Source organism: Streptomyces sp. NPDC102467, assembly GCF_044765445.1.
Taxonomy (GTDB): Bacteria; Actinomycetota; Actinomycetes; order Streptomycetales; family Streptomycetaceae; genus Streptomyces.
Genome location: NZ_JBIWKA010000019.1, coordinates 60,919 through 86,091, shown reverse-complemented (window position 1 = coordinate 86,091; position 25,173 = coordinate 60,919). Strand labels below are relative to the sequence as shown.

The following is a 25,173-nucleotide window of genomic DNA, read 5'->3' as shown; positions in this document are numbered from 1 at the left end:
ATGACCGGGGCGCGGGGTGCTGAATAGGCTCGCGGACGAGATCAACCCTCGTCTTGTTCCTACGACTTGGAGTTTTCGTGTACCGCAGACTCATCGCCCCCGGCGCGCTGGCGGCCTCTCTCCTGCTGGCGATCCCGGCATCGGCCGCCGACTTCCAGCCGGGGGCCTCGGGCATCGGCGATCCCTACTACCCGACGTACGGGAACGGCGGCTACGACGTCTCCCACTACGACCTGCGGCTGAAGTACCAGCCGAAGACGGACCTGCTGGAGGGCACGGCGACGATCCTCGCCTCCTCCACGCAGGACCTCTCGCGCTTCAACCTCGACCTCGGGCTCACCGCGAGCGAGGTCCGGGTGAACGGCAAGAAGGCGACGTTCGCGAAGTCCGGTGAGCAGGAGCTGGAGGTGACGCCCGCGGCCGGACTGCCGAAGGGCACGCCCTTCACCGTCGTGGTCAAGTACGCGGGCAAGCCGACCGACCTGAAGCTGTGGGGCTTCACCTCCCCGCAGCGCACCCCGGACGGCGCCGTCTTCGCCAACGAGCCGGAGTCGGCGGCCTGGTGGTTCCCGTCGAACGACCACCCGCGCGACAAGGCGACGTACGACGTCTCGGTCTCCGTGCCGGACGGCACCCAGGCGATCTCCAACGGCACGCTGCAGTCGCAGAGTTCGAGCCTCGGCTGGACCCGCTTCAACTGGCGCTCCAGCCACCCGCAGGCCACCTACCTGACGACGCTCGCGGTCGGCAAGTTCGACATCACGACGGACAGGACCGCGGACGGCGTGCCCGTCATCAACGCGTACAGCAAGGACCTCGGTGCGAACGAGGGCGCGGCGAAGGCGAGCGTGGAGCGCACCACCGAGGTCGCCGAGTGGCTGGAGTCGGTCTACGGCAAGTACCCCTTCGAGGCCCTCGGCGGATACGTGCCGAACGTGCCGTCGCACTTCGCCCTGGAGACGCAGACGCGGCCGTTCTACTCGCCCGCGCAGTTCGCGAACGGCTCCAACGTGTCCGTCGTCGTCCACGAGCTGGCGCACCAGTGGTACGGCGACAGCGTCTCCGTCGACGGCTGGAAGGACATCTGGATCAACGAGGGCTTCGCCCGCTACAGCCAGTGGCTGTGGTCGGAGAAGGAGGGCGAGGGCACGACGCAGGAGCTCGCGGACTACACGTACGCGCAGCACCCGGCCGACGACGCGTTCTGGAAGGTCAAGCCGGGGGATCCGGGCGCGGAGAACCAGTTCGACGCGGCCGTCTACGACCGGGGGGCCGTCGCGATCCAGGCGCTGCGCAACGCGGTCGGCGAGAAGAAGTTCTTCAAGATCCTCAAGGGCTGGCCGCAGCAGCACGCGTACGGCAACGCGAACGTCTCCGACTTCGAGCAGTACGCGGAGAAGATCTCCGGCAAGCCGCTCGCGGCGCTGTTCGACACGTGGCTGTACCAGCCGGTGAAGCCGGCTCAGCCCGCTGCTCGCGTCGCCGTCGCTCCGCAGCAGCCGAAGTCCTGGAAGAAGATCGCTGCCACGAACGGGGTGCACGCGGAGCACTGACGCGTCAGTGCTCGCCCCTACGGGGCGCTCCTCCCTCGGAGGCGCGCCCTTCGGGCCATCGGCAAGTAGCGCAGGCGCTCCGGGAGACGGGGTGCCAGGAGGCGGACCAGCACCGCGAACCGGCGCAGGCGGCGTTCCTGGCGCGGGGTCCACGGGAGTCCGATCGCCTCACGGGCCTCCGGTGGGAGCAGGCCGACCGACAGGAAGGCCATGGCGCGGGTGAGTGCCGGACGCAGGGCGGGCCACAGCAGTCGCAGGACGAAGTGATCCGGCGCGGGGACGGCCCGGTCCCGGGCCGTCAGCTCGTCCACCACCGCGTTCCGCCCGACCTCCTGCGCCAGTACTTTGCGGTAGTACGGCCAGAACTCCTCGGTCGTCTGCGGCATGTCACGGTCGTGGATGCCGAGGATCCGCCCGACCATCAGCCACTCCGCGTAGAACTGCTCGTCCTCCGCAGGCGTGAAGGGGCGGGCGAAGTAGCGGCGGGCGTAGCGCGCGACGGGGTAACCCGTGGCGTGCACCCAGGCGTAGTACGCGGGGGTCAGCGCGTGGTAGCGGCGGCCGTCCGGGTCCGTGCCCTGGATGGTGCGGTGCAGGGAGCGCAGCCTGCGGCCCTCCTCGGCGGCGACCTCGCCTCCGTAGACCCACAGCAGGACCGAGGTGAGCGAGCGCTGCCCGCGGCCCCATGGGTCGGTCCTGAACACCGAGTGGTCGTCGACGCCGGCGCCGACGGCGGGGTGAGCGACCTGGAGCACGAACGCGGCGGGCAGGGCGAGCAGCGAGCGGATGTCGCCCGCTGTGTCCCAGAGGATTCCGCCGGGCGGGGGCGGCGGCGGGTCCGGGTCGTGCTGCTTCATGCGGCTTCCTGTGGGGCGCGCGGGGTTACTGATGTCAGTGCCCAGTATGCGCCGCCCGGTTCGACGGCTCTTCGCCGATGGCTCTCGATAGTGCGGCCGATGTGCGCTACACCCTGCTCATGGGCCGTTACAGCAGACTTCGCGAGATAAGACGCATGGACCCCGAGCGGGACTACGAACGCATTCACAAGCTCATCGCTCAGTACGAGTTCCCCTGGGACTACAACCAGGGCATAGCTGTCGCGTTCCTGCGCGACTACGGGGTGCCGAGGATCTCCCGGCTCCTCGACCGCACGCAGGAGTTCGAGAAGGCAGGGCAGAAGCGGTACGACGACACGGTGCTGTTCGCGTACGAGATGGCCGAGGAGGGCTTCGACTCGGAGCGCGGCCGGGCGGCGGCGCGCCATCTCAACCGGGTGCACGGACGCTACGACATCGCCGACGAGGATTTCCGCTACGTCCTGGCGACCACGGTCGTCGGGCCGAAGCGCTGGATCGACGCCTACGGGTGGCGGCCGCTGTGCGCGAACGAGACGCAGGCACTGGCCCTGGTCGGACACAAAATGGGTCTGCTGATGGGGATCAGCGACGTGCCGCGCTCGTACACCGACTTCGAGAAGCTGATGGACGACTACGAGCGGGAGATGTTCGCCTACGATCCGGCCAACCGGCGGGTCGCGAGCGCCACCTTCCGGATCATCTCCTCCTGGTATCCCGGTCCGCTGCGACCCCTGATCGCCCGGTTCGCGCTGTCCCTGCTCGACGAGCCCCTGCTGCGGGCGCTCGGCTACCGGCCGCAGCCGCGCCGGGTGCGGTCGCTGTCGGTGCGCGCGCTGCGGACGCGCTCGGCGTGCGTACGGCTGCTGCCGCCGCGCCCGAACCGCCGGCCCGTCCGGCCGAAGCCGCGCGCCTACCCGTTCGGCTACACGCTGGACGACCTGGGCCCGCACTGGGCGCACAGCCGTCCGCTGCAGCCGCTCAAGGACGAGCTCTAGAGCTCTCCCCCGTACCGCTTGGCCAGGTCGGAGGCGAGTTCGGCGACGCACGTGTACAGGTCCGTGACGGCGGCGGTGTGCTCGGCGTCCGCCGGGGTGTGGTGGGTCGGCACGATGTGGGCCCGCAGCAGTGGGGGTGCGGGCGGTGCGGGTGGTGCCTGCGACGACCGGCGGGGCCGCCGCCTGGAGGTGACGAGCGCGGTCACCAATGCGGCCGCGACAACGGCCAATTGACCCGACTTCAGATGAACGTCCCACGGAACCAGGGCCATGCCTGGGTCCTACCCGATCGGCACACGGACTCAACGCGTCGGGCGCTCCGGAACTTTCACACCGGCAGTCATGCCCGGAAAGCCCGGCCCGGTGGACTCCCGGGCCGGGGTGGGGCGGTTCATTCGCCCTTGGAACGGTTTATTCGTCCTTGGGGGACTTTGTCAGCTCCTGCAGCCCCTCGCGCGCGATGCGGCGGCGGGCGGCGAACCAGCCGGCGACCAGGAGGACCGCGACGACCGGGATCAGGGAGAGCGTCTTGCGGCCGGTCTCCGCGTCGTTCCACATCAGGCCGAGGACCACGAGGAGGAAGACGATCGTGACGATCTCGGTGACCGGGGACCACGGGAGGCGGAACGCGGGGCGCTGGACCAGACCCTCCTTGGCCCGGCGGACGAACGCCAGGTGGGCGACCATGATCATGACCCAGGTGCCGATGATGCCGATCGAGGAGATCTCGATGACGATCTCGAAGGCGTCGTGCGGGAGAAGGTAGTTGAGGCCCACGCCGAGGACGCCGACACCCGCGGTGAGCAGGATGCCGCCGTAGGGCACCTGGCTGCGGTTCATCCTGGCGGTGAACTTCGGCGCGGAACCCGACATCGCCATGGAGCGCAGGATGCGGCCGGTTGAGTACAGGCCGGAGTTGAGGCTGGACATGGCGGCGGTGAGCACGACCAGGTTCATGATGTCGCCGATGCCGCCGATGCCCAGTTTGCTGAACAGGGTGACGAACGGGCTCTCGTTCGACGAGTACGTCGTCGACGGGAGCAGCAGGGCGAGTACGAGCACCGAGCCGCAGTAGAACAGGCCGACGCGCCACATGATCGAGTTCACGGCGCGCGGGACGACCTTGTGCGGCTCGGCCGTCTCGCCCGCGGCGACGCCCACCAGCTCCAGGGCCGCGTAGGCGAACACGACGCCCTGCATGACGAGGACCACCGACATCATGCCGCTCGGCATGAAGCCGCCGTTGTCCGTGATCATGCTCAGCCCTGGCGTATGGCCGTCGACCGGGTGCTGCGTGGCGATCAGGAAGATGCCCACGAACAGGAAGGCCACGAGCGTGGCCACCTTGATGATCGAGAACCAGAATTCCATCTCGCCGAAGTACTTCACCGAGATGAGGTTCACGCCGAGCACGACCGCGAGCGCGATCAGCGCGAGGACCCACTGCGGAATCGTGGTGAAGGCGCTCCAGTACTGCGTATAGAGGGCGATCGCCGTGATGTCGGCTATGCCCGTCATCGACCAGTTGAGGAAGTACATCCAACCGGCGACGTAGGCGCCCTTCTCGCCGAGGAACTCGCGCGCGTACGACACGAAGGAACCGGAGGAGGGCCGGTACACGACCATCTCACCGAGGGCGCGCACGACCAGGTACGCGAAGAGTCCGCAGACGAGGTACGCGAAGACGAGGGCGGGGCCCGCCGAGTGGAGGCGGCCGCCCGCACCCAGGAAGAGTCCGGTGCCGATCGCGCCACCGATCGCGATCATGTTGACGTGGCGGGCCTTGAGATCCTTGCTGTAACCGGCGTCGCCCGCGTCGGCGGGCGTCTGGGTCGCATCAGTGGGGGATGCGTCCACAGCCGTGTTGACGGCGTCCTTGCTCACGTGGGGGTGTCCACTCTGTGGTGCCCGGCGACGCACAGGTCAGCCGGGGTCCGGATGTACTGGGGCCCGCGACACCCCTGACAGTGCGCGGACCGACTGTGCACCTTCCCCCAGAGATCACCGGACACGCGGTGGCACAGATCACATAGCGGTTCTTCTCACAGGGCGGGACGGCTCTGTACAGGCTGCCAATCAGGGCGTATAAGGCACTTTCACAACATCGGTGTCTCAGTAATACTGTTGAACCCGAACGACCAGAGGCGGCCATGACGACGGACATCAGGGACGCCGAGGCGGCGTCCTCCCCCACGTGGACGGTCGACGAGCTGGCCGCGCGCGCGGGCGTCACGGTCCGCACGATCCGCTTCTACAGCACGCGCGGGCTGCTGCCGCCGCCGGTCATCGGCCCGCGCCGGGTCGGCCACTACGGGCAGGACCATCTGTCGCGGCTCGCTCTCATCGAGGAACTGCAGCACCAGGGCATGACGCTCGCCGCGATCGAGCGCTATCTGGAGCAGCTGCCGACCGACCTGAGCGCTCAAGACCTGGCCATTCACCGCGCCGTCGTGGCGAGTTGGGCCCCGGACGCCTCGGAGGACATGCCGCGCGCCGAGCTGGAGCGCCGGGCGGGCCGTGCCCTGTCCGGCACCGATCTGGACCGGCTGTCCGCGATGGGCGTCATCACGTACGACGAGAACGCAGAGAACGCAGAGAACGCAGACGTGTACCGGGTGGACGTGGGGCTGCTCCGTCTCGGCGTGCAGTTGCTCGGCGTGCCGATCGCGCACGAGACGATCCTCGCCGCGCGCACGGTCCTGCTCGAGCACACCCGGCAGGCGGCGCACGAGTTGTCGCGGCTCTTCCGGGACGAGGTGTGGGGGCCCTACCGCGACCGCGAGTCGGATCCCGAGCATCTCGCGGCGATGAAGTCGCTGTCGGCCCATATGCAGCCGATGGTCGTGCAGGCCCTGGTGACCGCGTTCCAGCGGTCGTTGAAGGAGGAGCTGCGGGAGGCGTTCCGCACCGAGGGCTGAACGCCTCCCGCCGGGGCCGGGCTCAGTCCGTGAAGGTCTCGCCCTTCTCCGCCTTCTCCACCAGCAGCGCGGGCGGCAGGAAACGGTCGCCGTAACGCTCGGCCAGCTCCCGCGCGCGGGCGACGAAGCCGGTGAGGCCGCCCTCGTAACCGTTGATGTACTGGAGCACGCCGCCGGTCCAGCCGGGGAAGCCGATGCCGAAGATGGAGCCGATGTTGGCGTCGGCGACGGACGTCAGGACGCCCTCCTCCACGAGCCGCACCGTGTCGAGCGCCTCCGAGAAGAGCATGCGTTCCTGCATGTCCACGAACGGGATCTCCGAGCCGGCCTTGGTGAAGTGCTCGCGCAGGCCCGGCCAGAGTCCGGCGCGCTTGCCGTCCTCGCCGTACTCGTAGAAGCCCGCGCCGCCGCTGCGGCCGGTGCGTCCGAACTCGTCGACCATGCGGTCGATGACACCCTCGGCCGGGTGCGGGGTCCAGGTGCCGCCCGCCTCGACGATCGCCATCTTGGACTCGTTGCGGATCTTCCGAGGCAGGGTGAGGGTCAGCTCGTCCATCAGGGACAGCACCTTGGCCGGGTAGCCGGCCTGGCCCGCGGCCTGCTCGACGGAGGCGGGCTCGATGCCCTCGCCGACCATGGCGACGCCCTCGTTGATGAAGTGGCCGATCACGCGCGAGGTGAAGAAGCCGCGCGAGTCGTTGACCACGATCGGCGTCTTGTTGATCTGCCGTACGAGGTCGAAGGCACGGGCCAGTGCCTCGTCGCCGGTCTGCTCACCCTTGATGATCTCGACGAGCGGCATCTTGTCGACGGGCGAGAAGAAGTGCAGGCCGATGAAGTCGGCGCGGCGCTCGACGCCCTCGGCCAGGACGCTGATCGGCAGCGTGGAGGTGTTGGAGCAGAGCAGCGCGTCGGGGGCGACGACGTGCTGGATCTCCTGGAACACCTTGTGCTTGAGCGAAGGGTCCTCGAAGACGGCCTCGATGACCGCGTCGCAGTTGGCCAGCGCCTGCGGGTCGGCGGTGGGCGTGATGCGGGCGAGCAGCGCGTCCGCCTTCTCCTGGGTGGTGCGGCCGCGCTTCACCGCCTTCTCGCACAGCTTCTCGGAGTAACCCTTGCCCTGGGCGGCGGCCTCGGCGGAGACGTCCTTGAGGACGACCTCGATGCCCGCGCGGGCGCAGGAGTAGGCGATGCCCGCGCCCATCATCCCGGCGCCGAGCACGGCGACCTTGGTGACCTTGCGCGGCTCGATGCCCTGGGGGCGGTTGGCTCCCGAGTTGACGGCCTGGAGGTCGAAGAAGAACGCCTGGATCATGTTCTTCGCGGTCTGGCCTGTGACCAGCTCGGTGAAGTAGCGGGCCTCGATGGTCAGGGCCGTCTCGAAGTCGACCTGGGAGCCCTCGACGGCGGCCGCGAGGATGTTGCGCGGGGCCGGGTAGGGGGCGCCGTTCAGCTGCTTCTTCAGGTTGGCCGGGAACGCGGGCAGGTTCGCCGCGAACTTCGGGTTGGCCGGGGTGCCGCCGGGGATGCGGTAGCCGGGCTTGTCCCAGGGCTGCTGCGACTCGGGGTTCGCGTCGATGAAGGCGCGGGCCTTCTCGATCATCTCCTCGCGGGTCGTGGCCACTTCATGGATCAGGCCGTTCTCCAGAGCACGCTTCGGGGTGTACTGGGTGCCCTGGAGCAGCACCTTGAGGAGCGCGTCGGCGATGCCCATGAGGCGGACGGTGCGGACGACGCCGCCGCCCGCGGGCAGCAGGCCGAGCGTGACCTCGGGGAGGCCGATCTTGGAGCCCGGCGCGTCGAGCGCGACGCGGTGGTGGCTGGCGAGGGCGATCTCGTAACCGCCGCCCAGGGCCGCGCCGTTGATGGCCGCGACGACCGGCTTGCCGAGCGTCTCGATGCGGCGCAGCGAGTTCTTGATGCCGGTGCCGGTCTCGAAGACGGCCTGCGCGTCCTCGGGCCCCGCCTTCATCATGTCCTTCAGGTCGCCGCCCGCGAAGAAGGTCTTCTTGGCGGAGGTGTAGATGATGCCCCTGATGGAGTCCCGCTCCGCCTCCGCGCGGTCGGCGATGGCGGCGATGGAGTCCTTGAACGCCTGGTTCATGGTGTTCGCGGACTGGTTCGGGTCGTCCAGGACGAGTGTGACGATGCCGGTTTCGTCTTGTTGCCAGTGGATGGTGGTGCTCTGCGTCATGTCTGCGTCTCCGTGAAGTCCGATGCGGGAAGTTTTTGGCGGGTGGGACGGAGTCCGGGGCGGGTGCTTGTGGTTCGTGACCGGGTGCCGCCCGGTGGGGGGCTGGTCGCGCAGTTCCCCGCGCCCCTGAAATGCGCACTGCGTGCGCCATTTCAGGGGCGCGTGGTGCGCCCTCATGGGGCTGCGGCGGAGCCGCATGCTCCAGGGGCGCGGGGAACTGCGCGACCAGCCACGACGAGACGCGCACCCGGCGACGGACCACTCGCCCCTACGGCGCTACACCCGCTCCACGATCGTGGCGATCCCCATCCCCCCGCCGACGCACAACGTGGCCAGCCCGTACCGGAGGTCCCTGCGCTCCAGCTCATCCACGAGCGTGCCCAGAATCATCGCGCCGGTCGCACCCAGCGGGTGCCCGAGAGCGATCGCGCCGCCGTTGACATTGACCTTGTCCAAGGACAGACCCATGTCCCGCACGAAGCGGAGCACAACCGCCGCGAACGCCTCGTTGATCTCGACGAGGTCGATGTCGTCGATGGTCAGGCCCGCCTTGGCGAGGGCCTTGCGGGTCGCGGGCGCGGGGCCGGTGAGCATGATGGTCGGCTCGGAGCCGGAGACGGCCACGGAGACGATGCGGGCGCGCGGGGTGAGCTCGCCCCGCTCGCCGGCCTCGCGCGAGCCGATGGCGACGAGCGACGCGCCGTCGACGATGCCGGAGGAGTTGCCCGCGTGGTGCACGTGGTCGATCTTCTCGACCCAGTGGTATTTCTGCAGCGCGACCGCGTCGAACCCGCCCAGGTCGCCGATGTCCTTGAAGGACGGCTTGAGCCTGGACAGTGAGTCCGCGGTGGTGCCGGGGCGCAGGAATTCGTCGTGGTCGAGGACGATCAGGCCGCTGCGGTCCCTGACCGGGACGATCGACCGGTCGAAGCGCCCGTCCTTGACCGCGGCGGCGGCCCGCTCCTGGGAGAGCGCCGCGTACTCGTCGACGTCCCGCCGCGAGAAGCCCTCGATGGTGGCGATGAGGTCGGCGCCGATGCCCTGCGGTACGAAGCCGGTGTCGAAGTTGGTCATCGGGTCGGCGAACCAGGCGCCGCCGTCCGAGGCCATCGGCACCCGCGACATCGACTCGACCCCACCGGCGAGGACGAGCTCCTCCCAGCCCGAACGGACCTTCATCGCCGCCAGGTTGACGGCTTCGAGGCCGGAGGCACAGAAGCGGTTCTCCTGGACGCCGGCGACCGTGTCGGGCAGGCCGGCGGCGATCGCCGCGACGCGGGCGATGTCGGAGCCCTGGTCGCCGACCGGGCCCACCACGCCGAGCACGATGTCGTCGATCTCGGCGGGGTCGAGGCCCGGGAAGCGGGCCTGGAGCTCGTGGATGAGACCGACGACGAGGTCGATCGGCTTGGTGCCGTGCAGGGAGCCGTTGGCCTTGCCCCGGCCGCGCGGGGTGCGGATCGCGTCGTAGACGTACGCGTCAGTGGTCACTGGGTTGCCTTTCACGGAGCTACGAATGCTGAGGGTTGCGGTGCTTCAGGACAGCAGCGAACGGCCGATGATCTCCTTCATGATCTCGGTCGTGCCGCCGTAGATGGTCTGGATGCGCCCGTCGGTGAAGGCCTTTGCGACGCGGTACTCGGTCATGTACCCGTAACCACCGTGCAGTTGGAGGCAGCGGTCGGCAACACGCTTCTGCAGTTCGGTGGCCCACCATTTGGCCATGGAGGCGTGCACGGCGTCGAGGGTGCCGTCGGAGTGGTCCTCGATGCAGCGGTCGAGGAAGGTCCGGGTGACGGCGCACTCGGTGGCCATCTCGGCTATCTCGAACCGGATGTGCTGCAGCTTGGCGAGCGGCCGTCCGAAGGCCTCGCGCTCCTTGACGTAGGTCGTGGTGATCTCCAGCAGGTGCTCGGCGGCGGCGATGGCGGCGACGGCGATGCCCATGCGTTCCTGCGCGAGGTTCGTCATCAGGTGGAGGAACGCGCCGTTGGCCTCACCGAGAAGATTCTCCTTCGGGACGCGGACGTCGTCGAAGAACAACTCGGCCGTGTCCTGCGCCTTCTGGCCGATCTTGTCGAGGTTGCGGCCGCGCTCGAAGCCTTCCATGCCGCGCTCGACGACGAGGAGCGAGAGCCCGTGCGCGCCGCCTTCCTGCGTGGTCTTGGCGACGACGATGACGAGGTCGGCGAGGATGCCGTTGGAGATGAAGGTCTTGGAGCCGTTCAGCAGCCAGTGGTCGCCGCGGTCCTCTGCGGTGGTGCGGATGCCCTGCAGGTCGGAGCCGGCCCCGGGTTCCGTCATCGCGATGGCGGTGATCGTCGAGCCGTCGCAGAATCCGGGCAGCCAGCGCCTCTTCTGTTCCTCCGTGCCCAGCGAGGTCAGGTACGGGCCGATGATGTCGTTGTGCAGGCCCACGGCGAGTCCGGCGGCGCCCGCGCGCGTGAACTCCTCGGCGAGGACGGCGCTGTAGCGGAAGTCGGCGGTGCCGCCGCCCCCGTACTCCTCGGGCACGGCGAGGCCGAGCAGCCCCTGGCGTCCGGCGGCGAGCCAGGCCTCGCGCGCGACGATGCCGTCCTTCTCCCACTGCTCGTAGTGCGGGGTCACCTCCTTGTCGAGGAAGGTGCGGACGGTCGTGCGGAACGCCTCGTGCTCGGCGCTGAACAGGCGTCGCTCCATGCTCGCGATCAACTGCCTTTCGTTGGAGGGTCGGTGTGCTCGTCCAGTTCGGGTACGCCCCAGTCGCGGGCGACCGCCGCGGTGTCGGCGCCTGGCAGGGCGGGGCCCGAGCGGACGGCGGTGGGGGTCCCCGAGAAGCGGGGCGCCGGGGCGGGCTGGGTGATGCCGCCGTGGTCGACGAAGGTGCCGCGGGCGGCGAGGTGCGGATGGTCCGGGGCCTCGCGCAGCGAGAGGACGGGAGCCACGCAGGCGTCGGAGCCCTCGAAGACGGCTGTCCACTCGTCCCTCGTACGCTGCTTGAAGCGCGCGGCGACGCTCTCGCGCAGTTCGTCCCAGTGGGCCAGGTCCTTGCGCTCGGGCGCGACGCCGGCGAGCCCCATGAGGTCGATGAACTCGTCGTAGAACTGCTGCTCAAGGGCGCCGACCGCCATGTACCGGCCGTCGGCGGTCTCGTACGTGCCGTAGAACGGGCAGCCGCCGTCGAGGAGGTTGGCGCCGCGCCGGTCCTGCCAGCCGCCCGCCGCGAGCATGCCGTGGATCATCGCGGAGAGGTGGGAGGCGCCGTCGACGATCGCGGCGTCGACGACCTGCCCGGCGCCGGTTGCCTGGGCGCGGTGGAGGGCGGCCAGGATGCCGACGACCAGGTAGAGGGAGCCTCCCGCGTAGTCCCCGACGAGGTTGGCGGGCACGGTCGGCGGCTCGTCCGGCTTGCCGATCATGCCGAGGGTGCCGGTGAGCGCGATGTACGCGATGTCGTGCCCGGCGCGCTGGGCGAGGGGGCCCTCCTGGCCCCAGCCGGTCATCCGGCCGTAGACCAGCTTCGGGTTGCGGGCGTGGCAGGTCCCGGGGCCCACGCCGAGGCGCTCGGCGACGCCCGGCCGGTAGCCCTCGATCAGCACGTCGGCGCGCTCGACGAGCCGCAGCACCCGCTCGGCGCCGCCCGTGGCCTTCAGGTCGACGATCACGGACCGCTTGTTGCGGTTGGTGACGTCGTACTCGGGGTTGATGGCGAGGCCCGCGCCGCCCGGCCGGTCGACCCGTACGACGTCGGCGCCGAGGTCGGCGAGGAGCATCGCCGCGAACGGGCCGGGGCCGATGCCGGCGAGCTCGACCACCCGCACCCCGGCGAGCGGGCCGCCACCTGCTTCCGTGCCTGCCATTGCCATCCCGCCACGCCCCCAGTCTGTGACACAACTGCTGTAACACCATTGATGCTATGAAGCCGTTCCGGTCGGCACAACCCCCGACGAGCAAGCGCTTAGCCAATTTCCGGCCCGGACACGGCCCGCCGTCCGCGCGCACGCTAGCCTCGGCCACCGACAGCGGCACGAAGCACGATGAGGGGTGTCATGAACAGGCCTGAAGGCCCTGGGAACACGGACAGGGCGTACGACGTGGTGTTGTTCGGGGCGACGGGCTTCGTCGGGGAGCTCACCGCCGAGTACCTCGCGGCGCACGCTCCCGAGGGGCTGCGCTGGGCGATCGCGGGCCGCGACACCGCCAAGCTGGAGCGCTTGCGCGAGCGGCTCACCGGTATCGACCCGGCGTGCGCGGTGCTGCCCTTGGAGCGCGCGGACGTCGCCGACGCGGCGTCGCTGCGCGCACTCGCCTCCCGCGCGCGCGTGGTGGCCACGACCGTGGGCCCGTATCTGGAGTACGGGGAGGGGCTGGTCGCCGCGTGTGCCGACGCGGGCACCGATTACGTGGACCTCACAGGTGAGCCGGAGTTCGTGGACCTCATGTATGTGCGGCACGACGCCCGCGCGCGCGAGACGGGGGCCCGCCTTGTGCACGCGTGCGGCTTCGACTCGGTCCCGCACGACTTGGGCGCGTATTTCACCGTGCGGCAGTTGCCGGAGGCGGTGCCGCTGCGGGTCGACGGGTTCGTGCGGACGAACGCCACGCTCTCGGGCGGCACGTTCGCGTCCGCGCTGAACCAGTTCGGGCGGGCCCGGCAGATGCTCGCCGCGCAGCAGGACCGGCGGCGCCATCAGCCGCGGCTGGTGGGACGCACCGCGTATGCGCCGACGGGGACGCCCCGGTACGCCAAGGAGGTCGGGGCGTGGGCCCTGCCGCTGCCGACGATCGACCCGCAGGTGGTCCAGCGTTCCGCGCGGGCCCTTGAGTGCTACGGCCCGGACTTCCGCTACCGGCACTACGCGGCCGTGAAGTCGCTGCCGTTCGCGGTGGGCGGGGCGGCGGCCGCGGGGGCGCTCTTCGCCGCGGCCCAAGTGCCGCCCGTCCGGCGCTGGTTGGGAGGCAGGCTGCTGCCCGGCAGCGGGCCGGACCGGGCCCGCCGGGCCAAGAGCTGGTTCTCGGTGCGGTTCGTGGGTGAGGGCGGCGGGCGCCGGGTCTTCACCGAGGTGTCGGGCGGCGATCCCGGGTACGAGGAGACCGCGAAGATACTGGCGGAGTCCGCGATGTGCCTCGCCCAGGACGAACTCCCGGACACCGCGGGGCAGGTGACCACCGCCGTGGCGATGGGCGACGCGCTGATCGGGCGGCTGCGGGCGGCCGGACTCACCTTCCGGGTCGCCGCGGAGCGGTGAGCAGCGCGTCCCGGCACAGCCGGTCGGCCCTGCGGGTCGTCTCCGGCAGCCGGTAGGCGGGGGTCAGGGCCAGCGCGTGGGCGCATGCGTTGGCCAGGGAGATCCGGTGCCCCACCGAGACGTACACCGGCTTCACGCCCGCCCGGGTGCGCAGGGCGCGGCCGACCTCCTCGGACCCGTCCGTGAGAGCGGCCGCGCTCCCCCGCTCGCGCCCCAACTCGCCGTGCGCGAAGGCGAAGGGGTTCTTGGCGACGCCCATCGTCGCAAGGCCGGTGAGCACGCCGAGGTGGCTCGCGAGGCCGAAGCGGCGCGGGTGGGCGAGGCCGTAGCCGTCACACACGACGAGGCCCGGGTCTGTGCGCAGTGCCGCGAGGGCGTCGAGCACCGCCGGGATCTCGCGGAACGCCAGCAGGCCCGGCACATAGGGGAAGGCGACGCGCCCGACGGCGGTCGCCTCCTCGACGACGTCGAGCGTCGCGGCGTCCAGCACGACCGCGGCCGCGGCGACGACATCGCGTGCGTCGTCGTACGCGACGTCGATCCCGGTGACCGTGCCCGCCCCCGGTTGCGGTCCGGCCTCGTCCAGCACGACGCGGCCGCGCAGCGTGTCCTGCACGGCGCGCGCCGCCGCCTCGTTCGTCGGCCAGCCCTCGGGAATCCCCGTGATCGTCGGCATGCGGCCAACCCTAGACGGCGCCGCGGCCCGCGCTCTCCCACGTCTGCGGCTTCCACAGGCCCGACCGGCGCAGCGACTGCGGGCAGTGGAGGTATATCTCGTCGATGTCCAGGAGCAGCGCGAGGGTCGGCCGCTGCCCCTTGACGGTCATGGCGTCGAAGAAGGGCGCGTCGGTGAGGACGCGGGCCCGGCCGTTGACCCGCAGGACGTCGGTGGCGCCGGGTATCAGGAACAGCAGGCTCGCGTGCGGGTTCTCCAGGACGTTGTGGAAGCTGTCGCCGCGGCGGTTGCCCGGCCGGTCCGGCAGGGCGAGGGTGCCGTCGTCGATGATGTGCGCGAACCCGGGGCCGTCCCCGCGCGGCGATACGTCGCAGTTGCCGCGGGTGTCGGCCGTGGAGAGCAGACAGAACGGCGAACGGGCTATCAACTCCCGGTCGCCGTCCTCGAGTCGGTCATGGACCTTGTCGATCACGATCGGGTGCGGCTCGCCGAGGATTTCGCGCAGCTGGGCCGCGGAGCGCAGTTCCACGTAGCCGTCTCCCTGCTCGCCGGGCGGCCGGGGCGCGAGGGTGTCCGTCGTGTGCAGCAAGCCGACTCCTGGATTCGTACGGGCCTCCGGCGGCGCCCGCCGGAGGCTCGCCAGAGTAGTTGCTCGGTGAACCTTATCTGATGTTAGGTTAGCCTCACCTAACGCACTGGAGCCCCTCGTTCCGGTGCCTGCCGCTGCGCGGCCGAAGCCGGACGGCGGACAAGGAACGATCCAGTGCAACTCACCGTGGTGGGACCGAAGGCGCTACCGCGCCGGACGGCTCCCCGGACCCCTCGCCGCTCTCCTCGGTCTCCCCGCTCTCCTCGTGGCGGACGGCTGCTCCTCGGGCTGTTCGCCGTCGGGCTCGTCCTCGTGGCCGCCGTGGCACTCAGCCTCGGCGTGGGCTCGGGGCACGTGCCGCTCCACGACGTCGCCGCGGGACTCTTCAGCCCCGATCGCGGCGACCGCGCCCAGCTCATCGTGCGAGAGGTCCGCATGCCGCGCACGGCCGCCGGCCTCCTCGCGGGCCTGGCGCTCGGACTCGCCGGCACCGTCATGCAGGGCGTGGCCCGCAACCCTCTCGCCGACCCCAGCCTGTTGGGGGTCAACGCCGGAGCCTCCGTCTTCGTGGTCCTCGCCATCAGCGTGCTCGCCCTGACCGAGCCGCGGCAGTACATCTGGTTCGGCTTCCTGGGCGCCTGTCTCGCCGCCGTGCTCGTCTACGGGATCGGCAGCATGGGCCGCGACGGCGCCACCCCGGTGAAGCTCGCCCTGTCCGGCGCGGCCGTGGCCGCCGCCCTCTCCGCCCTGACCAGCGCGATGCTGCTCACGGACAGCAACACCTTCGACCAGTTCCGCTTCTGGCAGGTCGGCTCGCTCACGGGCCGTGAACCCGCCGTGCTGTGGCAGGCCCTGCCGTTCATCGCCGTGGGCGCGGTACTGGCCCTCGCACTCGGTCCGCAGCTCAACACACTCGCCCTGGGCGACGACACGGCCCGCGGGCTCGGCCAGCGGATCGCCCTGGCCCGGCTCGGCGCCGCCGCCTGTGTGGTCCTGCTGTGCGGGGCCGCGACCGTCGTCGCGGGGCCGATCGCCTTCGTGGGCCTGGCCGTTCCGCACGCGGCACGCCTGATCACCGGGCCCGACTACCGGTGGATCCTCCCGTACAGCGCCCTGCTCGCGCCGGCCGCGCTGCTGCTCGCCGACGTCATCGGCCGGCTGATCGCCCGGCCGGGCGAGGTCCAGGTCGGGGTCATGACGGCCGCGCTGGGCGCGATCCCCTTCGTCGTCCTCGTACGGCGCAGAAAGACGGTGGAGCTGTGAGCGACACGCTCCGTCCGGCCCGCGACGCCCTACCGGCCGCCGCGGCCCGGGTGACCCGGGTGTCATCGGTACGCCGCCGCGGACGCGCCCGGTTCATCGGCGTCAGCTGCGCCCTGCTCGTGGCCGCGCTCGCCGCGCTGTGCCTCGCGCTCAGCTTCGGCGACTACACCGTGCCCGTGCCCGACGTGGTCGCCACCCTGCTGGGCGGCGGTGACACCGGCACCCAGTTCGTGATCCTCGAACTACGGCTGCCGCGCGCCTTGCTGGCGCTGCTGGTCGGCTGCTGCTTCGGGCTGTCGGGCGCCGTGTTCCAGACGCTGTTGCGCAATCCGCTGGCGAGCCCCGACGTGATCGGGGTGAGCTCGGGCGCGGGCGCAGCCGTCGTCCTGGCCGGCGGGCTCGCCGGGCTGAGCGGCACGCCGCTGTCGTTCGTGGCGCTGGCCGGCGCCCTCGCCGCGGGCGCCGCGGTCTATCTGCTCGCCTGGCGCAAGGGCGTCAGCGGATACCGGCTCGTCCTGGTCGGCCTGGGCATCGGGACGGGGCTGTCGAGCGTGATCTCGTACCAGATGACCCGGTCGGACGTGAGCGAGGCGCAGACCGCGTTCCTGTGGCTGGCCGGAAGCCTCAACGGCCGTTCCTGGCCGCACTTCTGGCCGCTGCTCGTCGGCGCCGCGCTGCTCGTGCCGCTGACCGCCCTGGCGGCCAGGGCGCTGCCCGCGCTGCAGCTCGGCGACGACACGGCCGGCGGGCTCGGCGCACGCGTCGAGCGGGACCGGCTCGCCCTGCTCGCCTGCGCCACCGCCCTCGCCGGAGTGGCGACGGCAGCCGCGGGTCCCGTGGGGTTCGTCGCCTTCGTGTCGCCGCCCATCGCCCGGCGCCTGCTGCCGGGACAGGGGGCCGCGCTGCTGCCGTCCGCGGCCACCGGCGCGCTGCTCGTGATCGTCGCCGACTTCGCCGGACAGCACCTGCTCCCCGGCACCCAACTGCCGGTCGGCATCGTCACGAGCGTGATCGGCGCCCCGTACCTGCTCTGGCTCCTGGCCCGCGCCAACCGGACCGGCCGGGGCGGCTGACCATGCGCACGGCACCGCACACCACCCCCTGCCCCCGCTCCGGCCCCGCCGAGGAGACGCCCGTGGCTGCCCCGCACACCCTCCAGGCCCGCGGCCTCGAACTCGGCTACGGCGAGCGCCGGATCGTCGCCGGGCTCGACGTCGACATCCCGCCCGGCCGAATCACCGTCGTGGTCGGGCCGAACGCCTGCGGCAAGTCGACGTTGCTACGTTCGATGGCCCGGCTGCTCGCCCCGACGGCCGGCACGGTCCTGCTCGACGGGCGCAGCGTGCACGACATGTCCACCAAGGACGTGGCCGCCGTGCTCGGCGTGCTGCCGCAGACACCGGTCGCACCCGAGTCGATCACCGTCGCCGACCTGGTCGGACGGGGCCGCTATCCGCATCAGGGCTGGTTCCGGCGCTGGACGCCCGCCGACGACGAGGCGGTCGCCGCGGCCCTGCACGCCACCGACGTCCTCGACCTCGCGGAGCGGTCCATCGACGAGCTCTCCGGCGGGCAGCGCCAGCGCGTCTGGATCGCCATGGCCCTGGCCCAGGAGACAGATGTCCTGCTGCTCGACGAACCGACGACGTATCTCGACATCAGCCATCAGCTCGACGTCCTCGACCTGTTGACCGATCTCAACCGGGAGCGCGGCGTCACGCTGGTCGTGGTTCTGCACGACCTCAATCTGGCCTGCCGCTACGCCGACCATCTCGTCGCCATGAAGGACGGCGGGATCGTCGCCGAGGGCGCACCGTCGGACATCGTCACCGAGTCCCTCGTCGAGGAGGTCTTCGGGCTGCGCAGCACCGTCGTCCCCGACCCGGCATCCGGCACCCCGCTCATCGTCCCCATGGGGCGCCATCACGTCGGCGCCTCCCCCACTCCGGCCGCGTAGGGCCAACCCCCGTGAATCAAGAAAAGAGCACACCCATGCCGACCCCCTCTCCCCGTACCGGTCGCCGCCGGTTCCTCGTCGGCGCCCTCGCCCTGGCGCTCGCCGGCTCGCTCGCGGCCTGCGGCTCCGGCACGGACGACACCGCCGACAGCGCCGGCCAGAAGTCCGCCGGCAGCTTCCCCGCGAAGGTGTCCACCAAGTTCGGCACCGTCACGGTGAAGCAGCAGCCGAAGCGCGTGGTCGCCCTCGGCTGGGGCGACGCGGAGACGGCCCTCGCGCTCGGCGTGCAGCCCGTCGGGGCGAGCGACTGGCTGGCGTTCGGCGGGGACGGCCTCGGCCCCTGGGTCAAGGAGAAGTACGACAAGTCGCCGCAGAAGATCGGCACCCTTGAGCCCGAGTACGAGAAGATCGCGGCGCTCAAGCCCGACCTCATCCTCGACACCAAGTCGAGCGGCGACCGGACCCGCTACGACACGCTCAGCAAGATCGCGCCTACGGTCGGAGTGCCCAATGGCGGCGACCAGTACAAGGTCTCCTGGAAGAAGCAGACGACGATGGTCTCCCAGGCACTCGGCGCCCCCGAGAAGGGGAAGACGCTGATCGCGGACACCGAGAAGCAGTTCACCGAAGCGGCCGCCGCGCACCCCGAGTTCAAGGGGAGGACGATCACCGTGGCGTCCCGTACCGCCACGACCTGGGGCGCGTACGTGCGCGGCACCGGCCGCGTGGACTTCGTCGAGCGGCTCGGCTTCAAGAACAACCCGGCGGTGGAGAAGAAGGCGGGCAGCGCGTTCTCCGTGGCCGTGTCGGAGGAGAACCTCCAGATGCTCGACGCCGATCTGATGGTGATGGCGCCGATCGGCACCACGGCGAAGAAGATCAGCTCCGACCCGCTGTTCGCGTCGATCCCCGCGGCGAAGAAGGGGCACGCGGTGGTCTTCGACGACACGGACATCAGCTCGGCCTTCGCCACCGACTCGGTCCTGTCCGTGCGGTACGCGCTCCAGCACGTGGTCCCGCTGTTCGCGGAGGCCATGAAGTAGAGCAGGTACGGGGCCCCTACACCCGGCTGCCCGCCGCCGTGTCGGAGGAGAGCCGCTGGGCCACGTAGACCGGGATGACCGACAGCAGGACGAGGACGACGGCGACGACGTTGACCACGGGGGCCTGCTGCGGTCTGGCCATGTTGGAGAAGATCCACAAGGGCAGCGTCCGGACGCCGGGGCCCGCCGTGAACGTCGTGACCACGATCTCGTCGAAGGACAGCGCGAACGCGAGCAGGCCGCCGGCCGCGAGCGCCGAGCGGGTCAGCGGGAACGTGATGTCGCGGAACGTGCGGAAGGTGTCGGCGCCCAGGTCCATGGCCGCTTCCTCGTACGAGCCCGGCAGGCGGCGCAGCCGGGCGGCGACGTTGTTGAAGACGACCACGACGCAGAACGTGGCGTGGCCGACGATGACGGTGAACAGGCCGAGGCCGATCCCCAGCGGTTCCAGGACCGTGCGGAACGCCGTGTTGAGGGCGACGCCGGTGATGATGCCCGGCAGTGCGAGGGGCAGGACGACGGCGAAGGAGATCGTCTCCCGGCCGAAGAAGCGGCGCCGGGAGACCGCGAAGGCGAGGAGCGTGCCGAGGACGAGGGCGATGACGGTGGCGCCGCAGCCCGCCTTCACCGACGTCCACAGTGCGTCCCTGGCGCCCGCGCTGTGCCAGGCGTCCCGCCACCAGCGCAGGGTGAGTCCGCTCGGCGGCCAGCCCGAACTGCGGTCCTGGTTGAGGGAGTTGACGATGACCAGGAGCAGCGGGAGATAGATGACGGCGAAGCCGGCCAGGGCGCCGACGCGGAGCGCGATGCGCGCGGGGCGGGACAGGTGCACCACGGGCTCCTTCAGAGGCTGCTGAGCGCGCCCGTGCGTCGCACGGCGAGCAGGTAGAGGACGATCACCACGACCGGCACGGTGCCGAGGGCGGCGGCCAGCGGCAGGTCGAGGGTGATGTTGGAGTAGACGACGTTGCCGATCAACTGCGTTTTGCCGCCCACGATCTGTACGGCGATGTAGTCGCCGAGGCTGAGCGAGAACGTGAAGACGGAGCCTGCCGCGACGGACGGCAGGACGAGCGGCAGCAGCACCGTGCGGAAGGTGCGCCAGGTGCGGGCGCCGAGGTCGGCGGAGGCGTCGAGCAGGCCCGCGGGGACGCGTTCGAGGCCCGCGTGGATCGGCAGGATCATGTAGGGCAGCCAGAGGTAAGTGAGGACGAGGACCGTCGCGGTGAGTCCGTAGCCGGGGCCGGTCAGTCCGAAGGGGGTCAACAGCCAGTCCAGCAGGCCGCCTTGGGCGAGCATGACGCGCCACGCGTATGCCTTGACGAGGTAGCTCGCCCACAGCGGGGTGAGGATGGCGACGACGAGCAGCGGACGCCACCGGGGGCGGGCGACCCGCGCCGTGTAGAAGGCGATCGGGAACGCCAGCACGACGCACAGCGCCGTGACACCCAGGGCAACTCCTATGCTGCGCAGGGCCACTTGGCGGTACACGTCGGTCGTTAACAGAGTCCTGAAGTTGTCGAGGGTCCAGGTGCGCACGATGTCCGACGTGAACGGGTCCGTGGTCCACAGGCCCGACAGGAAGAGCACCGCGAGCGACCCCAGGTAGGCCACGACGAGCCATGTCAGGGGGGCCGCCAGCAGGAGGGGCAAGCGCAGCCGGGGCCTGCGGTGCAGCACCCCGGCGGCCTTCTTCACGACGGTCACGACCACCTCAGCCCTTGATCTCGGTCCACGCCTGGACCCACTTCGCGTACGGGACGCAGGCGACGTCGGTGCGTCCGTCGAGGCATTGCGGGATGGGCGTGGTCCAGAAGTGGACCCGCTTCCAGTAGGCGGCGTCGTCGGCGTGGTAGGTCGCGCAGTGTCGCTTGTCGGCGGTCTGCGCGCAGGCCTTCGCGTTCGACGGAGCTTCGCCGAAGTACTCGGCGACCTGTGCGTTCGCCTTCGGGGAGACGATCCAGTCGAGCCATTTATAGGCGCAGTTGGGGTGCTCGGCCTTCGCGGCGACCATCCAGGTGTCGGACCAGCCGGTGGCGCCCTCCTTCGGGAGGACGGCCTTGACGGGGGCCTTCTCGGCCTGGGCGCTGTTCACGATGACCTGCCAGCTGGTGCCGATCACCGAGTCACCGCTCTTGAAGGCGGAGATCTCCTTCAGGTAGTCGCTCCAGTATTCGCCGACGTTCCCGTTCTGCTTCTTCAACAGGGCCACGGACGCGTCGAATTGCTTCTGGTCGAGCGCGTACGGGTCCTTGATGCCGAGGTCCGGCCGCGTCTTCATGAGGTACAGCGCGGCGTCGGCGAGGTAGATCGGCGAGTCGTACGCGGTGACCTTCCCCTTGTACGCGGACGCGTCGTCGAAGACGGCCTTCCAGGAGTCGGGGGCCGGGGTGACCTTGTCGGTGCGGTACATGAGGAGGTTGGCGCCGCGGCCGTGCGGGATTCCGTAGGCGACGTTCTTGACGGAGTTCCAGGGCTGCATCTTCAACCCGGGGAAAATGTCTCGGTAGTTGGGCACGAGGTCGGTGTTGACGGGGGCCGCGTCACCGGAGGCGATCAGGCGCAGGGAGGCGTCGCCGGACGCGGAGACGGCGTCGTACTGGCCGGTCTTCATCAGGTTGACCATCTCGTCGGAGGTGCCGGCGATCTTGGTGCTGACCTGACAGCCCGTCCGTTTCTCGAAGGGGGTGACCCAGTCGACCTTCGGGTCGTTGGAGCCGTCCTCGGCGTAGCCGGCCCAGGCGATGAGGTTGACCTCGCCCTCGGTCTTGCCGAGAGAGGTGGGGGCGGACAGCTTCGGCGGAGTGAAGCCCTGCCCGCCGGGCGCGCCGCCGGCCTTGTCTCCCCCGCCGTCGGAGGAGCCACAGGCGGTGGCGAGCAGCAGCCCGGCGAGGGCGGTGGCGGCCAGAAGGGTTCGGGGTGCGCGCACGAGGTCTCCCTGTCGGTCGATTCGCGTGTGTCGCTCAAGTCGTCTGACTCAGTGGGACGTTGTGCCGTCGGTGCCAGCGCAGCAGGACGCGGTTGCCCGGCAGGGCGAGCGCGTCGGCCGCCGTCGTGTCGAGGTTCTGCCGTACGACGACGAAGCGCGCGCCGGCGTCGGTGTCGACGACGACGCGGGTGCTGTCCCCGAGGTACACGGCGTCGGCGACGGTACCGCGCACCTCGCTGTGGTGGACCCGGTCGTGCTTCTCCGCGTCGGGCAGGACCCGAATCTTCTCGGGTCTGACGCCGAATGTCCCGGCTTTCCCCACGATCAGTTCGGCGGCCGCGCCGGTGAGGGTGTTGGAGGTGCCGACGAAGGAGGCGACGAACACGGAGCCGGGCGCCTCGTACAACTCCCCCGGCGTGCCCACCTGTTCGACACGTCCGGCGTTCATGACCGCGACCCGGTCGCTCAGCGCGAGAGCCTCGGCCTGGTCGTGGGTGACGAGCACGAAGGTGATGCCGACGTCGCGCTGCAGCTCCTTCAGCTCGGTCTGCATCTGCTCGCGCAGATTGAGGTCGAGGGCGCCGAGCGGTTCGTCGAGGAGCAGGACGCGGGGGCGTACGACCAACGCCCGTGCCAGCGCGACGCGTTGGCGCTGACCGCCGGAGAGCTGGCCAGGCCTGCGCCTGCCGAATCCCTCGAGGCGCACGGAGTGGAGGGCGGCACGGGCCCGCTCGGCCTGCTCTCTTCGGCCGGCGCCGCGCACCTTCAGGCCGTAGGCGACGTTCTGCTCGACGCTCATGTGCGGGAACAGCGCGTAGTCCTGGAAGACGGTGGTGACGTCACGCTCGAACGGGGCGCGCCGGGTGACGTCGGCACCGTCGAGCCGGACGGTGCCGCTCGTCGGCGTCTCGAACCCGGCGATCAGGCGCAGCACGGTGGTCTTCCCCGAACCGGACGGACCGAGCAGCGAGAAGAACTCGCCCTCGGCCACGTCGAGTTCGATGCCGTCGACGGCACGTACGTCACCGAATGTCTTGTGCACACCGCGCAGGGCGATCGCGGCTGCCCCGTGCTCCGCGCCTTCTGTCGCATGTTCCGGCATAGCCATACGTGTAAATCATGCACATTTCAACGACCCCCCACAAGAGCGCCTGCGGCCCGTCGATCACTCTTGTACTGGAATTGAAATGTCGCCCGCGCGGCTAGGGCAACCGGTGTCCCAGGCGCGCCACGCGCCCCTTCTCGCCCGCCGCCCAGCAGGCGCCGTCGCGCGTGCAGTCGACGGTGTCGTACGAGCCGGTGTCCACGGTGCGCCAGGTGCGACCGCCGTTCGTGGAGAGGTCGGTGCCGGTCGGGCCGACGGCGAGGGCGGCGGCGTGGCCGCGCGGGAGCCAGGCGACGCCGGAGCGGTAGGCGGGCGGCGGCTGCGCCGACGGGGTCCAGCGGCGGCCCGCGTCGCCGGTCACCGCGGCGGCCCGCGGCGAGGGCTGGTCGGCACGGTAGTCGCCGCCGACCGCGATGCCGTGCGCCCGGTCGCGGAACGCCAGGCCGAAGACGCCCCGGGCCGGGTCGCCCGCCGGGACCGGGGTCCCGGCCGCGGTCCAGGTCAGGCCGCGGTCGGCGGAGTGCAGCACCCTGGAGGCGGCGCCGCCGCCGGTGGCCAGCCAGACGTCCTTCGGGCCCGACGCCACCAGGCACTGCCCGGACGCGGCGAACCCCGCCTCGCCGGTCTGCGCGGGCGGCATCCCCGCGCTCGGCAGGACCCGCCAGGAGCGGCCGCCGTCCCGCGTCGACAGGATGCGGTACTTGCCGTCGACCGGGTCGCTCATCGCGAGGCCGTGCCGGTGGTCGAAGAACGTGACGCAGTCGTAGAACGCCTTCGGGTCGGTGTTGCGGAACGACTCCGTCCAGCTCGCCCCGCCGTCATCGGTGCGGAAGATCCGGGACGCCTCGCCCTCGCCGATGGCGAGCACCACCGCGCGGCGGGCGTCGAACGCCTCGATGTCGCGGAACTCCAGCGCTTCCGCGCCGGCCGGGGACACGGTCTTCCACCGCGCGCCGCCGTCCGTGGTGCGCAGCACCGTGCCCTTCGTGCCCGCGACCCAGGCCGTGCTCCGGTCGACGGCCGCCAGGCCACGGAACCGGGCGTCGGTGTGCCTGTCCTTCAGGTCCCAGGCCGGCGCCTGGGCGGCGGCGGGTCCCGGCGCGGCGCCGAACGCGACGGCCGCGACCACCGCCACCCCCATGACCTGCACCATCCGCCCCGCGTTCGCCGCACGACCCGCACTTCTCCGTGTTCTCACAGTCCTCAGTCTCCTCATGGCGCGCGAAGGTAGTCCGCCGTCCGGGTGGCGTCCAGAGGACCTTGATTGAAACCGGTGACAGAGGTCACTCGTGTTTCGTCCGGCTTCAGGTGCACGGATTCCCCCGTTCCGCCGTCTAGTCAAGTGAGCCCGTCCGACCGTCCGTCGTCGTCCGTGCAGTTGTCCCAAGGAGCAGGCGTTGTCCATCGTCATCGAGCAAGCCGTAGAGGCCCGTCTCGTCGCCGCCGCGCCGCGTATGGCGAGCATCCCCGCGACGCTGGCCTACGACGCGCGTGACCCGTTCGCCGTGCGCATGTCGTTCCCGGCCCCGGCCACGCTGGAGGGTGTCGAGGTGTGCTGGACGTTCGCCCGCGAGCTGCTCGCCTCCGGGGTGGAGGAGCCGGTGGGCGCCGGTGACGTCCGCGTCCGTCCGTACGGCTACGACCGGACGGTCCTGGAGTTCCACGCCATGGAGGGCACCGCCGTCGTGCACATCCGCACGGGCGAGGTCGAGCGCTTCCTTTCAGACACCACGGAGCTGGTGCCGGTCGGCGAGGAGCACCTGTACGTGGACGTGGACGCGGATCTCGCGGAGTTGTTGCGGGACGTGTACTGAGGCTCCCGGGTGCGCGGCGGTCACCGTCGCGGCGTTCGGCGATCCGCCGATG

At 70.8% G+C, this 25,173-nt stretch carries 23 protein-coding genes; 9 read left to right on the top strand and 14 right to left on the bottom strand.

The window, feature by feature from the left end; translation table 11 throughout:
- Positions 1-77 precede the first annotated feature (77 nt).
- Positions 78-1,553, top strand: coding sequence for a M1 family metallopeptidase (locus ACIREE_RS34155; RefSeq protein ID WP_404161089.1), 1,476 nt, complete (start codon positions 78-80; stop codon positions 1,551-1,553).
- Between the two features lie 17 nt (positions 1,554-1,570).
- On the opposite strand, the gene ACIREE_RS34150 is transcribed toward ACIREE_RS34155, so the two are convergent.
- Complete coding sequence (locus ACIREE_RS34150) at positions 1,571-2,410, bottom strand: oxygenase MpaB family protein (protein WP_404161086.1); 840 nt, start codon at positions 2,408-2,410, stop codon at positions 1,571-1,573.
- 119 nt (positions 2,411-2,529) lie between these two features.
- Here ACIREE_RS34150 and ACIREE_RS34145 point away from each other — a divergent pair, with 119 nt between their 5' ends.
- Positions 2,530-3,405 (top strand): oxygenase MpaB family protein, encoded by an 876-nt coding sequence (locus tag ACIREE_RS34145; RefSeq protein WP_404161359.1) that lies wholly within the window; start codon positions 2,530-2,532, stop codon positions 3,403-3,405.
- On the opposite strand, the gene ACIREE_RS34140 is transcribed toward ACIREE_RS34145, so the two are convergent.
- Together ACIREE_RS34140 and ACIREE_RS34135 are read right to left on the bottom strand one after the other, a co-directional pair.
- Positions 3,402-3,677, bottom strand: coding sequence for a hypothetical protein (locus ACIREE_RS34140; RefSeq protein WP_404161083.1), 276 nt, complete (start codon positions 3,675-3,677; stop codon positions 3,402-3,404). The two genes, ACIREE_RS34145 and ACIREE_RS34140, sit on opposite strands and share 4 nt — an antisense overlap.
- Before the next feature lie 139 nt (positions 3,678-3,816).
- The gene (locus tag ACIREE_RS34135; RefSeq protein WP_404161082.1) at positions 3,817-5,289 is read right to left on the bottom strand and encodes an amino acid permease; all 1,473 of its coding nucleotides are present in this window, start codon (positions 5,287-5,289) and stop codon (positions 3,817-3,819) included.
- A gap of 266 nt (positions 5,290-5,555) precedes the next feature.
- On the opposite strand from ACIREE_RS34135, the gene ACIREE_RS34130 reads away from it, so the two are divergent.
- A complete protein-coding gene (locus ACIREE_RS34130) occupies positions 5,556-6,323 on the top strand; it encodes a MerR family transcriptional regulator (RefSeq protein WP_404161079.1) in 768 nt (255 codons plus the stop codon).
- A gap of 22 nt (positions 6,324-6,345) precedes the next feature.
- Here the strand turns inward: ACIREE_RS34130 and ACIREE_RS34125 are convergent, their stop codons facing one another.
- The 4 genes from ACIREE_RS34125 to ACIREE_RS34110 form a co-directional block, all read right to left on the bottom strand.
- Positions 6,346-8,517, bottom strand: coding sequence for a 3-hydroxyacyl-CoA dehydrogenase NAD-binding domain-containing protein (locus ACIREE_RS34125; protein ID WP_404161077.1), 2,172 nt, complete (start codon positions 8,515-8,517; stop codon positions 6,346-6,348).
- A gap of 276 nt (positions 8,518-8,793) precedes the next feature.
- The gene (locus ACIREE_RS34120; protein ID WP_404161074.1) at positions 8,794-10,008 is read right to left on the bottom strand and encodes an acetyl-CoA C-acetyltransferase; all 1,215 of its coding nucleotides are present in this window, start codon (positions 10,006-10,008) and stop codon (positions 8,794-8,796) included.
- Positions 10,009-10,053: 45 nt separating this feature from the next.
- Positions 10,054-11,196: an acyl-CoA dehydrogenase family protein gene (locus ACIREE_RS34115; protein ID WP_404161072.1), complete on the bottom strand. Its 1,143-nt coding sequence runs from the start codon at positions 11,194-11,196 to the stop codon at positions 10,054-10,056.
- 8 nt (positions 11,197-11,204) lie between these two features.
- Positions 11,205-12,362, bottom strand: a complete 1,158-nt coding sequence (locus ACIREE_RS34110; RefSeq protein ID WP_404161069.1) for a CaiB/BaiF CoA transferase family protein — start codon at positions 12,360-12,362, stop codon at positions 11,205-11,207.
- Positions 12,363-12,545: 183 nt separating this feature from the next.
- On the opposite strand from ACIREE_RS34110, the gene ACIREE_RS34105 reads away from it, so the two are divergent.
- Positions 12,546-13,745, top strand: a complete 1,200-nt coding sequence (locus tag ACIREE_RS34105) for a saccharopine dehydrogenase family protein (RefSeq protein WP_404161066.1) — start codon at positions 12,546-12,548, stop codon at positions 13,743-13,745.
- Here the strand turns inward: ACIREE_RS34105 and ACIREE_RS34100 are convergent.
- Together ACIREE_RS34100 and ACIREE_RS34095 are read right to left on the bottom strand one after the other, a co-directional pair.
- Complete coding sequence (locus ACIREE_RS34100; RefSeq protein ID WP_404161063.1) at positions 13,717-14,421, bottom strand: endonuclease V; 705 nt, start codon at positions 14,419-14,421, stop codon at positions 13,717-13,719. The genes ACIREE_RS34105 and ACIREE_RS34100 overlap by 29 nt on opposite strands.
- 10 nt (positions 14,422-14,431) lie before the next feature.
- Positions 14,432-15,010, bottom strand: a complete 579-nt coding sequence (locus tag ACIREE_RS34095; protein WP_404161060.1) for an MSMEG_1061 family FMN-dependent PPOX-type flavoprotein — start codon at positions 15,008-15,010, stop codon at positions 14,432-14,434.
- A 189-nt stretch (positions 15,011-15,199) separates the two neighbouring features.
- Between ACIREE_RS34095 and ACIREE_RS34090 the strand changes: the two genes are divergently transcribed.
- From ACIREE_RS34090 to ACIREE_RS34075, 4 genes are all read left to right on the top strand, one after another.
- Complete coding sequence (locus tag ACIREE_RS34090) at positions 15,200-16,273, top strand: FecCD family ABC transporter permease (protein WP_404161356.1); 1,074 nt, start codon at positions 15,200-15,202, stop codon at positions 16,271-16,273.
- Positions 16,270-17,346, top strand: a complete 1,077-nt coding sequence (locus tag ACIREE_RS34085) for a FecCD family ABC transporter permease (protein ID WP_404161057.1) — start codon at positions 16,270-16,272, stop codon at positions 17,344-17,346. Before ACIREE_RS34090 ends, ACIREE_RS34085 begins: the two co-directional genes overlap by 4 nt.
- A gap of 62 nt (positions 17,347-17,408) precedes the next feature.
- Positions 17,409-18,230, top strand: coding sequence for an ABC transporter ATP-binding protein (locus ACIREE_RS34080; protein WP_404161055.1), 822 nt, complete (start codon positions 17,409-17,411; stop codon positions 18,228-18,230).
- A 35-nt stretch (positions 18,231-18,265) separates the two neighbouring features.
- Positions 18,266-19,273, top strand: a complete 1,008-nt coding sequence (locus tag ACIREE_RS34075) for an iron-siderophore ABC transporter substrate-binding protein (protein ID WP_404161052.1) — start codon at positions 18,266-18,268, stop codon at positions 19,271-19,273.
- Between the two features lie 16 nt (positions 19,274-19,289).
- Here ACIREE_RS34075 and ACIREE_RS34070 read toward each other — a convergent pair whose 3' ends face one another.
- The 5 genes from ACIREE_RS34070 to ACIREE_RS34050 all read right to left on the bottom strand — a co-directional run bounded on the left by ACIREE_RS34070 (position 19,290) and on the right by ACIREE_RS34050 (position 24,448).
- A complete protein-coding gene (locus ACIREE_RS34070) occupies positions 19,290-20,105 on the bottom strand; it encodes an ABC transporter permease (protein ID WP_404161049.1) in 816 nt (271 codons plus the stop codon).
- An 11-nt stretch (positions 20,106-20,116) separates the two neighbouring features.
- Positions 20,117-20,971 carry an ABC transporter permease gene (locus tag ACIREE_RS34065; protein WP_404161353.1) on the bottom strand — a complete coding sequence of 285 codons (855 nt, stop codon included), beginning with the start codon at positions 20,969-20,971 and terminating at the stop codon, positions 20,117-20,119.
- A 16-nt stretch (positions 20,972-20,987) separates the two neighbouring features.
- Complete coding sequence (locus ACIREE_RS34060) at positions 20,988-22,202, bottom strand: ABC transporter substrate-binding protein (RefSeq protein WP_404161046.1); 1,215 nt, start codon at positions 22,200-22,202, stop codon at positions 20,988-20,990.
- Positions 22,203-22,236: 34 nt separating this feature from the next.
- Positions 22,237-23,310 carry an ABC transporter ATP-binding protein gene (locus ACIREE_RS34055; RefSeq protein WP_404161043.1) on the bottom strand — a complete coding sequence of 358 codons (1,074 nt, stop codon included), beginning with the start codon at positions 23,308-23,310 and terminating at the stop codon, positions 22,237-22,239.
- A gap of 94 nt (positions 23,311-23,404) precedes the next feature.
- Complete coding sequence (locus tag ACIREE_RS34050) at positions 23,405-24,448, bottom strand: WD40/YVTN/BNR-like repeat-containing protein (protein WP_404161350.1); 1,044 nt, start codon at positions 24,446-24,448, stop codon at positions 23,405-23,407.
- A gap of 256 nt (positions 24,449-24,704) precedes the next feature.
- Here ACIREE_RS34050 and ACIREE_RS34045 point away from each other — a divergent pair, with 256 nt between their 5' ends.
- Positions 24,705-25,121 (top strand): SsgA family sporulation/cell division regulator, encoded by a 417-nt coding sequence (locus ACIREE_RS34045; RefSeq protein ID WP_404161040.1) that lies wholly within the window; start codon positions 24,705-24,707, stop codon positions 25,119-25,121.
- Positions 25,122-25,173 lie beyond the last annotated feature (52 nt).